Origin of the sequence: Tateyamaria sp. Alg231-49, assembly GCF_900143535.1 — a bacterium.
Classification (GTDB): Bacteria; Pseudomonadota; Alphaproteobacteria; order Rhodobacterales; family Rhodobacteraceae; genus Tateyamaria.
Window position 1 is genome coordinate 22,780 of record NZ_FRFA01000023.1, and the last position, 10,109, is coordinate 32,888.

The window sequence follows — 10,109 nt, forward strand, 5'->3', positions numbered from 1 at the left end:
TCAAGCGGATTCGCGCACTTTTATGTCCCCATCGAGCAGTTTTACAAACTGCCCTTCCGGCATTTGCTGTGCATGGATAGCACCGACAAGGCGGGACACGGCTGTGCGTCCAATCTCATCAACATTCTGGGCGACCGTGGTCAGGCTTGGGACGGTGTAGGGGCACAAGGGATAGTCGTCGTGCCCCATGATGCGCAACCCGCCCATACGTTTGCCACCCGGTTCCAAACCATGGGACGCGGCGGCGCGCAGGGCACCAATGGCGACGCGGTCGTTCACGCACAGAATTGAGGACTCAATCAACCGGCCCGCCGCAAACTCGCGGTCCAGAACGGCCTGTCCGTGGGCTTCGAACAAACCAATATCCTGAATCATCTCGGTTCCGATGATGTGTGGCTCAAAGCCCAACTCATTCATCTTGGCGATATAGGCATTCTCGCGCTCCATCGCGTTAAAGTTCACACGCGGCATGGCCAGAAACACAGGCGGCGCACCCACGCGGCACAGGTATTCCGTGGCCAAGCCAGTGCTCTGATCGTGGTTGGTGCCGACAAAATCCACATCCGGCATGTTCTTGGGACGTGAATCAAACAGCATGAAGGGCATGCGGGCGCGCAGCCGGTCGTGAACCTTCATATCACTGTGGTTGCCCAAAGGTGCAACAAGGGCCCCATCAACACTCATCGACATAAACGTTTCGGCCGCGCGGGCCTCGATCAGCGGGTCGGAATGGGAACACTGGGTGATGACCGTGAAACCCGCGTCCATTGCGGCACGTTCAATGGACTCCAGCAGTTTGGTAAAAAACAGATCGTTCAGGTAGGGAATGATAACCCCGATCATCCCAGTCGTCTTACGATTTAGACGCGTGGCAAAAAAGTTTGGAACATATTCGACGCGTTCCAGACCTTCGGCGATGCGTGCGCGCGATGTCTTGCTGACGCGTTCGGGATCTTGAAAAAAGCGTGACAGGGTTGGCCGAGACACGCCAATGGCGACCGCCAATTCTTCCATCGTGTCGATGCGTTTCTTGTGTTCCTGCACAGATCGGCCTCCCCTGCCTCTGCTTTGGCGCGCAAAAACACCTTGGCATAGTCAGATATTTTAACGTGCGAAAAATTCTCGGCTATCTATTCCATAAATGCAAGAACTGAGGTGAGTTTGATCGTTTTTAGATCGGGAAAGCGTGTGGGTGTATTGTCTATCATGGCCATGGGCGACCATCAACGGCACGACTATTTTTAAAGATGGCTTTCACCATCAACAAGTGTCCGGAGCTTGATGCCCGAACCGTTCTTTGTGGTGACAGGAACAACCGCCCCCTCTACATGCCGGAACAGGTCAGATCGGTTGCGGCCCGGTATTGCCTTTTCTTAAGCTGAGCAAAATGCAGCACGCAAATTCCGGTGGGCAAACCAAGCGTATTCACTGGCTTTCGGATCTGAGTTCAACTGGCGCTGGCAAGAACACCTTGCGTTGCAAGCTCAGTTTAAGTCTTTGAGCGACTCGCGCAGAATGAGAGAGCTCTCTAGCTGTTCAGAAAGACCATCGCTTTGTTGCTCTACCATGCGGACCAACTCTGCCGCGGCGCGACGCCCCATTTCCCGATGTGGTACATGTACCGTGGTCAAAGTGGGTGTGAGAATACGGGCCAATTCAATATCATCGAACCCGGTTATCGAAATATCATCTGGTATCGACATACCCAGCTCGCGTGCCCGGCGCATTGCACCAGCGGCTAGAACATCGTTGCCGCACATCACGACCGTTGGGCGTGTCTCCTCTTCCATTAGCTGATCAAAGGCCATGGCCCCATTCTCGATGCCGTAAGGCGTTTCGATGATGCGCATTTTCGCGGGGTCGAGGCCATTTTCCAACAAAGCGTCAATGATGCCCTGTCGGCGATCCTCGGCGCGGTCATTGCCCTCAACGATGCCGGAAATGACCGCGATGTCCCGATGACCCATCGAAATCACCTTGTTCGCCAAGGCTTGCATTGATCTGCGATTGTCGAAACCGATGCAGGCTGGTTCAGCGCCAGGCAGAAAGGCCCAGGCAAGTAATGCAGGAATCGCGCGTTGGCCGAGGTAGTCATAGATATCTGGGTTGCGGGCGTATCCGATCAGCAGCAATCCATCCGCGCCGCGGGCAACAAGTGCCCGGACTTGCTCGGCCTCTATTTCGGGTTTGTAAGAGGTGCTGGACACCAGCAGAGTGTAGCCGCGTGCATGCAACTCTTCCTGAAAGGCCTGTAACCCACGCGCGAAAATGGCGTTCTCCATGGTTGGGATAATGGCCCCAATCGTGAAAGTACGCTTGGCGGCCATGACCCGCGCGCCGAAATTCGGCGTGTAACCGAGTTCCTCGACTGCACGCAGTACTCGGGAGCGGGTGCGTTCCACGACCCGTTCGGGAGAGTTCAGGCATCGTGATACCGTAGCCGTCGACACGCCTGCTTTTCTTGCGACATCGTCAAGTGTTGGAACGGTTCGAGTCGTGGACATTATCCCGCCTGTCTGGGTTTCAGTTTTCTTGAACGCAATCTTTCAAAAAGTCAAAGAGTTCATCAAAAATGTAAGCGCTTGCACGAATCAAATGTAAGCGCTTACAATAGAGGCAGAACAATAATCATTTCGGGCCTTCTCTCATGTTCCTTGTCGCTTCCCTGATCGTCTTTGTCGTGTACTTCGCCAACGTCGCTCTCGGGGCATATGCCTCAAGCGCATTTCTGGGGGATGTCGGTGAAATGCTGGTTCTGTTTGCCGCGTCGATCCTATTCGTCGTCGCCATTCTTCAAAAAGAAGCTGACCGAAATAACAAAAACGGCAGTTAAGGACTTTCTGGGAGGAAACCAAATGAATGAAGACCGCAAGGACCTTGCGTCGGCCGAGCGCCGGAATTTTCTGAAACTGACAGCGACGGGCGGTTTTACTGCTGCCATGGTGGCTGGTGCCGGTGGAATGCTTTGGTCATCCAAAGCCGCAGCACAAAGCGCAAATGAAGAACGTGCCCGTGAAGCAGCGGCCGAACACGTCATGGTCTTGGCCACGGCTTACCCTGTCGGCGCATCGCGCGGCTATCCGATTATGCAGCTGGACCTCAAAGAGAACATCCAGAACGCCACCAACGGCAAAGTCTATGTCAAGCTCGCCCCCGGCGGTCAGCTCGGTGCAGGCGGTGCCCTCGTTCAGGCCGTCCAAGGCGGTACGATCCAGGCAGCGCAACACTCTCTGTCCAACTTCGCACCCTTCGCGTCCACTGTTGACCTGATCAACATGCCTTACCTGTGCGGTTCGAACCAACGCTTTACCAACCTCGTCAATTCCGAATTCTGGAAATCAGCGGTGGAGCCGAAAGTCGAAGAAAACGGCTTCAAGGCGCTTTTCTACGTGAACATCGATCCGCGCGTCGTTGCTGTGCGCAAAGGCGGCGCTGGCGCTGTCATCACACCGTCCGATCTGGAAGGCGTGAAGTTCCGCGTTCCGGGTTCCAAAATGTTGCAACAATACTACCGCATGGTCGGCGCCAACCCAACGCCAGTGGCATGGGGTGAAACACCGTCGGCCATCAAGCAGGGTGTTGCAGACGCATTGGACCCTTCGGTTGGCGCGCTCGAAGTCTTTGGGTTCAAGGACATCCTGAGCCACGTGACCTTCACGCAAGCCGTACCTGACAGCCAAGTCTATTCCTGTAACCTCGAATGGTTCAACTCAATGCCAGCCGACGTACAGGAAGGCATCATGTGGGGTTCAGAAATGACCGCGCACCAGAACCTTGCCAAAGTACCTTCGGCCCGCGCTTATGCGATGGCGGAACTGGTCAAGGCAGGCGTCGAATTCCACTCGCTGAGCGAAGACCAGTTGGCTGAATGGAAAGCCGCAGGTGGCTATCAGCGTTCCGAATGGGACGAGTTCAAGGTCGAGCTTGCCGGTTCCATGGACAACTTTGCCAAGATGGAAGAAGCCGCAGGCACGCAAGGCAAGTACTACGTGCACGACGCGTAAGCTGCCAGATCGGGCGCGCCACGCGCGCGCCCGACATCCCTTTTCCGCCACAGAATGAGACACGCGCCGAGGCGTGATTGTTCTGTTCGGCTAGTCAGCAGGTTCCAACATGGATTTATTGCGCCGAATTGATCGCGATGCCGAGCGCTGGTTGCTTTTGGTCTTCTACGTGATGCTCGTCATTACAATGGCCATCGAAGTGCTGCGCCGCGAAATATTCTCATTCTCCTCAATCTGGGGCGAAGAGATTGTCCGCTACTCATTCATCTATTTGGCATGGATAGGGGCTGCGGCCGCTGTAAAGGAACGTGCGCACATCCGCATCGACGTGATCATGCACTACCTTAGTCCGCGACCAAAGGCGCTGCTGTATATCTTTGGCGATCTGGTGATGTTTGGCGTCGCCATCATCGCGCTCTACTGGTCCTACGAGGCGGTTCACGTCTCTGCCAAGTTCGGCTCGGTCACAGACGGGCTGCGCGTGTCCAAGGTTTGGTTCCTGATGGCGGTACCCCTGGGCTTTGGCTTGATCGTGTACCGACTGATCCAATCCATGATCCGTGATTTTCACTGTCTTCGTACGGGCAAGCCCGTGTTTGAAGGCGATACACTGTTTGAAGAAGGTTGATTTAGATGCTTTGGCAAACCTTTGAACAAACGGTCGAGCTTGGCTGGGACTTTTACCTTCCGGTCATCATTTTTGTAGCCCTCATTGCGCTGGCTGTGCCCGTCTGGGCGGCCATCGGCACATCTGCGATTTTGATGTTGGTGATGTCGGGTGATCTGCCTCTGAGCCTTGTGGGTGAGAAGCTGTTCACCGGCATCGACGCCTTTGCGCTCACCGCCATCCCCCTCTTCATTCTGACCGGCGACGTACTTGTGCGCACAGGGCTCAGTCGAAAGTTTCTGGATGTGGCTGAGGCGCTGACATGCTTTACCAAAGGCGGATTTGGCTCGGCCACGGTTCTTGTCTGCGGTATGTTCGCCGCGATCTCTGGCTCTGACGCGGCTGGTGCGGCTGCGGTCGGACGCATGACAATCGCGCGTCTGGTCGAGTCGGGTTATCCACGGCCCTACGCTTGCGCATTGGTAGCTGCGGGTGCCTGTACCGGTATCCTGATCCCGCCTTCCATCGCCTACATCATCATCGGTCTTGTGTTGGGTATATCCGCCTCGACCCTGTTCCTCGCGGCACTCATCCCCGGCATTTGCATCCTGGTTTCGATCCTGATCACCAACCTGATCGTAAACCGCATCTATTCCTATGAAGGCGGCGGTCAGATGACGTTCAACGAGTGGCTGGGCAATCTGGGTCGGTCGCTGAAATCAGGTTGGTACGCGTTCATTGTGCCCGGCATTATCTTTTACGGCATCTTCTCGGGCCGTCTGACGCCAACCGAAGCGGGCGCAACAGCCGTTGTGGTGACCATCCTGATGGGCTTTATCCTGCGCACCCTCAGCTTTGCGGACTTCCCGGCCATGTTGGTCAGTTCCGCCAAAGTGAACGGTGTCATCCTGCCCATCATCGCCTTTTCGGCACCTTTGGCCGAGGCTTTGGCGATCATGGGCGTGCCGCAAGGGTTTGTCACGGCGGTGACAGGCCTCACGGACGAACCTTGGCTGTTGATCCTGCTGATGATCGGCATCCTGATCGCAGCAGGCTGCGTGATGGAAACCACGCCGAACATCGTGATCCTTGCGCCAATCCTCAAACCGCTGGCGGACAACATCGGCATGAACGAAATCCAGTTCTGCATCATGATGATCACCGCTTTGGGGGTGGGCTTTATTACACCGCCCCTTGGGCTTAACCTTTTTGTGGTGTCGGGCATCACCGGAGAATCTATTCTCAAGATTGCCGTCCGCGCCGTTCCCTTCGTTCTGTGCATGTTCTTCGTCGTGCTGCTGATTGCCTATGTGCCAGCGCTGTCGACGACGTTCCTGCCTGAAATTTACCAGTAGGACCTCAAGACAATGAAACGCGAATACCTAAAGAAAGCGACCCTGACGGCCAAATCCGATGCGTCGGAAGTCCACGAGACGGTCAAGACGATCCTTGCCGATATCGAGGCTGGTGGGGACGCCAAGGCAAAGGAATATGCCGCCAAATTCGACCGCTACGAAGGCAACGTCATGCTGACGGCCGAAGAAATCGAAGCAGCCGCAGCACTTGTTCCAGAAAAGCTGAAGGCGGACATCCAGTTCGCCCATGACAACGTCAAACGCTTTGCCGAAGCGCAAAAGGGCACTGTATCCGACGTCGAAGTCGAGATCGTGCCCGGCATGGTCGCAGGCCAGAAGGCGATCCCTGTGGACGCAGCGGGCTGCTACGTGCCCGGTGGACGCTACAGTCACATCGCATCCGCCATCATGACGGTCACCACGGCCAAAGTGGCAGGGTGTGGTCACATCACCGCATGTTCGCCGCCCCGTCCGGGCGTAGGTGTAGCGCCCGCTATCATCTATGCGGCGCACTTGTGTGGTGCCGACAAGATCATGGCATTGGGCGGTGTTCAGGGTGTTGCTGCGATGACCTTCGGCCTGTTCGGCCTGCCCAAGGCCAACATCCTTGTGGGCCCCGGTAACCAATTCGTGGCCGAAGCCAAGCGGATCCTGTTCGGTCGCGTTGGCATCGACATGATTGCCGGCCCGACAGACAGTCTGGTTCTGGCTGACAAAACCGCAGACGCACATATCGTTGCAACCGATCTCGTGAGCCAGGCTGAACACGGCTACAACTCGCCCGTTTGGCTGGTCACGGATGACCGCGATCTTGCCGAAAAGGTGATGGACTTGGTGCCCGGCCTGATCGATGATCTGCCAGATGTGAACCGCGAAAACGCCTTTGCTGCATGGCGCGATTATGCGGAGGTCATCCTGTGCAGTGACCGTGAAGAAATGGCAGCCTGTTCTGACGATTACGCCCCTGAGCATCTGACGGTGCAAGCCGACGACCTCGATTGGTGGTTGGAGCGGTTGACCTGCTATGGCTCGCTTTTCCTAGGGGAAGAAACGACTGTGTCTTACGGCGACAAAGCGACGGGAACGAACCACGTCTTGCCGACATCCGGGGCCGCCAATTACACCGGTGGCCTGTCCGTCCACAAGTACATGAAGATTGTCACATGGCAGCGCGCCACCCGTGATGGTGCCAAACAAGTGGCCGAGGCCACCGCCCGCATTTCGCGCCTCGAAGGGATGGAAGGACATGCTCGGGCCGCAGATGTGCGTCTGGCCAAATACTTCCCCGATGAAGAATTTGATCTGACCGCGAATGGCTGACCCACGCGAAATCTTTGACTTAACCGGTCGGGTTGCTTGCGTCACCGGCGCCAGTTCCGGCCTCGGACGGCGGGCGGCTGTCGTTCTGGCCGCGGCCGGAGCGCACGTCGTGGGCGTTGCGCGGCGCGCAGAAGCACTCGATAGTCTCACGAATGAAATCGGCGCACAGGCGACGGCGGTTGTCGCAGATGTGGCGGACCGGGACGCAATCCCAGCGTTGGCCAAGGCTATCTCAGACCCGTTTGGCAGTCCCGATATCCTGATCCATGCGGCAGGTATCAACACACGCCAAGCCGCCGATGACGTCACGCCCGACGGCTGGGATCAGACTGTCGCCCTCAACATCTCGGCCCCGTTCTTCCTGAGCCAGGCCCTTGTGCCAGCCATGAAGGCCAAAGGGTGGGGACGGATCGTCAACTTTGCCTCGCTGCAAACGACACGGGCTTTCCCGGGCGGCATCGCTTACGGCACGACGAAAGCAGGCATTGCGCAATTGACCCGCGCCATGGCCGAGGCGTGGTCGTCTCACGGCATCACCGCCAACGCCATTGGCCCCGGCTTCTTCCCGACCGAACTGACCAATGCCGTGTTTTCAGACCCAGAGCGCGCCAAGCGCAACGCCGCGCAAACCTGCATTGGGCGAAACGGGCGGCTCGAGGACATGGATGGTCCAATTCTGTTTTTATGCTCGGATGCCTCTGGTTATGTTACGGGCCAGACGCTGATGGTTGACGGAGGGTTCACTGCAAAATGAAAGCACTGGTGTATGAAGGCGTTGAAACGCTGGGGGTACGTGATGTGCCTATGCCCGAACTTCAGGATGGGCAGGCACTGGTCCGCATCGCTGCCTCGGGTATTTGCGGCTCGGATATGCATGCCTATCTGGGTCATGATGCACGCAGGCCCGCGCCGCTGATCCTCGGCCATGAGGCCGCAGGCGTCATCGAAGGGGGGCCGCGCGATGGCGTCCGGGTAACGATTAATCCGCTGGTCAATTGCGGCGCCTGTACCGCATGTCGTGCAGGGCGCGAAAATCTTTGCCCAGAGCGTTTGATTATTTCGATGCCACCGCGCGAGGGGGCCTTTGCCCAATATGTTGCGATGCGTGACGACAATCTGGTCGTGGTGCCAGACCATGTGCCGCTGGAAAAGGCGGCATTGGCTGAACCCTTGGCCGTGAGCTGGCATTCGGTGCGTCTGGGGCTCGAGGCGATGGATCATGGCTTGGGACAAAGTGCGCTTGTGATTGGGGGTGGGGCGATTGGATTGGCAGCTGCCTTGGCGCTCAAGGCGCAGGGTATCGAAGACGTGACCATCGCCGAACCCAACGATGCGCGCCGCGCCTACCTGATCGAGCGGTGCGGGCAACATGCCGTGGCGGGCGGAACGGGCAGCCATGCCATTGTCATTGACGCTGTGGGCTATGCCGCCACCCGCGCCATCGCGTCAGAGCGGTGCTGCCCCGGCGGCGTGATTGTCCACATTGGGCTGGGCGAAGACTTGGGTGGTCTCGATGTCCGGCGCATGACTTTGCAGGAGATCACCTTTATCGGCACCTACACCTACACAAGCCAGGATTTCCGAGACACCTGTGCCGCGATCTTCGACGGATCGCTTGGGCCGCTCGACTGGACCGAACAGCGCAGCCTGACGGACGGCCCCCAAGCCTTTGCAGCCTTGCGCGCGGGCGCTGTGGCGGCGCCCAAGATCATTCTGGATCCGTGGGCATGACAACTACAATCCGTTTGGAGACGCGACATGTACACTAAAATCCTCGTTCCCATGGCGCTGGATCACGGCGTTTCGACCCACACGCTTGGGATTGCAAATGCCCTGCGTTCCAGCGGCGGCGAGATCGTCGCCTTGCATGTTCATGAAGCCCCGCAAGGGTCCGTGAGCGCCTATCTAGACGAAGCAACCGTTGCTGCAGGTTTTGACAAGGCGCGCGCCGAGCTGGAGGACAAGCTGTCAGACCACCCGCATGTGACGCCCGTTATCGTCAAAGGGCATTCCTCTCGCACGATCATCGACTATGCCGCCGCCCACGGGGTCGATTGCATCGTGATCGGATCTCACAAGCCGGGCTTGTCCGACTATTTCCTTGGTTCAACCGCATCACGCGTCGTGCGTCATGCCGGTTGCGCCGTTCACGTACATCGCGCGTCTTCCTGACATCGCGCTCCTCCCAAACCTAGAAAGGCCCACCCAGACATGAACATAGACAAAAAGATCACGGATGATCTTGTTGCGAACGGTATTTCCTTTGTCACGACGGTGCCGTGCAAACAGCTGGCCGGTGTGATCGACGAGATCGACGCGCGTGACGAGATTTTCCACATCCCCTCCAACAAAGAAGACGAAGGCATGGGCCTGTGCGCGGGTGCCTATATGGGCGGCAAACGCCCCGCCATCATCATGCAGAACACCGCCATTGGAGTCACGATCAACACACTGGCCACGCTGATCCAGTACTACCGGATGCCGCTGCCCATGCTGATCTCTTATCGCGGAGAGTTGCGCGAACCTGTCGCCTGCCAAGTCGAAATGGCCGTCCACACCAAGGCGCTGCTGGCCCAGCTGAACATCCCGACCTACCACTTCCACTGGCAGAAAGATGTCGAGGAGTTGGACAACATCCTGAAATACACCTTCATGTGCAACAAACCGGTGGCGATCCTGACGGACGCCAACTTCTGGGGAGGCTATGGCGACCAATGATCCGTTCTGAAATCCTGCGCGAGATCGCGCCCATCCTTCGTGACCAGCTGGTTGTCTGCAACATTGGCCTGCCCAGCCAGGAACTGCACATGATCGACGATCAGC

General features: G+C 57.4%; 11 protein-coding genes and 1 pseudogene. 10 read left to right on the plus strand and 2 right to left on the minus strand.

The genetic code is table 11. The features are described 5' to 3' along the window. Complete coding sequence (locus tag DHN60_RS20505) at window positions 1-1,044, minus strand: LacI family DNA-binding transcriptional regulator (RefSeq protein ID WP_234423735.1); 1,044 nt, start codon at window positions 1,042-1,044, stop codon at window positions 1-3. Between the two features lie 440 nt (window positions 1,045-1,484). Beyond that, window positions 1,485-2,504 (minus strand): LacI family DNA-binding transcriptional regulator, encoded by a 1,020-nt coding sequence (locus DHN60_RS20510; protein ID WP_108839178.1) that lies wholly within the window; start codon window positions 2,502-2,504, stop codon window positions 1,485-1,487. Between the two features lie 143 nt (window positions 2,505-2,647). Here DHN60_RS20510 and DHN60_RS20515 point away from each other — a divergent pair, with 143 nt between their 5' ends. The 10 genes and pseudogenes from DHN60_RS20515 to DHN60_RS20560 all read left to right on the plus strand — a co-directional run. Further along, on the plus strand, window positions 2,648-2,833 hold the full coding sequence (locus tag DHN60_RS20515; protein WP_108839179.1) for a hypothetical protein: 186 nt from the start codon (window positions 2,648-2,650) through the stop codon (window positions 2,831-2,833). A 22-nt stretch (window positions 2,834-2,855) separates the two neighbouring features. After that, window positions 2,856-4,004, plus strand: a complete 1,149-nt coding sequence (locus DHN60_RS20520) for a TRAP transporter substrate-binding protein (RefSeq protein ID WP_108839180.1) — start codon at window positions 2,856-2,858, stop codon at window positions 4,002-4,004. Window positions 4,005-4,113: 109 nt separating this feature from the next. Continuing rightward, on the plus strand, window positions 4,114-4,632 hold the full coding sequence (locus DHN60_RS20525; protein ID WP_108839181.1) for a TRAP transporter small permease: 519 nt from the start codon (window positions 4,114-4,116) through the stop codon (window positions 4,630-4,632). Window positions 4,633-4,637: 5 nt separating this feature from the next. Continuing rightward, the gene (locus DHN60_RS20530) at window positions 4,638-5,966 is read left to right on the plus strand and encodes a TRAP transporter large permease (protein WP_108839182.1); all 1,329 of its coding nucleotides are present in this window, start codon (window positions 4,638-4,640) and stop codon (window positions 5,964-5,966) included. Window positions 5,967-5,978: 12 nt separating this feature from the next. Then, a complete protein-coding gene (hisD, locus tag DHN60_RS20535) occupies window positions 5,979-7,286 on the plus strand; it encodes a histidinol dehydrogenase (RefSeq protein WP_108839183.1) in 1,308 nt (435 codons plus the stop codon). Beyond that, window positions 7,279-8,040 carry an SDR family NAD(P)-dependent oxidoreductase gene (locus DHN60_RS20540; protein ID WP_108839184.1) on the plus strand — a complete coding sequence of 254 codons (762 nt, stop codon included), beginning with the start codon at window positions 7,279-7,281 and terminating at the stop codon, window positions 8,038-8,040. Before hisD ends, DHN60_RS20540 begins: the two co-directional genes overlap by 8 nt. Beyond that, window positions 8,037-9,017, plus strand: coding sequence for a zinc-binding dehydrogenase (locus DHN60_RS20545; RefSeq protein WP_108839185.1), 981 nt, complete (start codon window positions 8,037-8,039; stop codon window positions 9,015-9,017). The genes DHN60_RS20540 and DHN60_RS20545 overlap by 4 nt, the downstream gene beginning before the upstream one ends. A 27-nt stretch (window positions 9,018-9,044) precedes the next feature. Further along, window positions 9,045-9,458, plus strand: a complete 414-nt coding sequence (locus tag DHN60_RS20550; protein ID WP_108839186.1) for a universal stress protein — start codon at window positions 9,045-9,047, stop codon at window positions 9,456-9,458. A 39-nt stretch (window positions 9,459-9,497) separates the two neighbouring features. Continuing rightward, a complete protein-coding gene (comD, locus tag DHN60_RS20555; RefSeq protein WP_108838583.1) occupies window positions 9,498-10,004 on the plus strand; it encodes a sulfopyruvate decarboxylase subunit alpha in 507 nt (168 codons plus the stop codon). Next, window positions 10,001-10,109: pseudogene (locus DHN60_RS20560) on the plus strand (sulfopyruvate decarboxylase subunit beta); the annotation flags it as partial. The gene comD and the pseudogene DHN60_RS20560, both read left to right, overlap by 4 nt.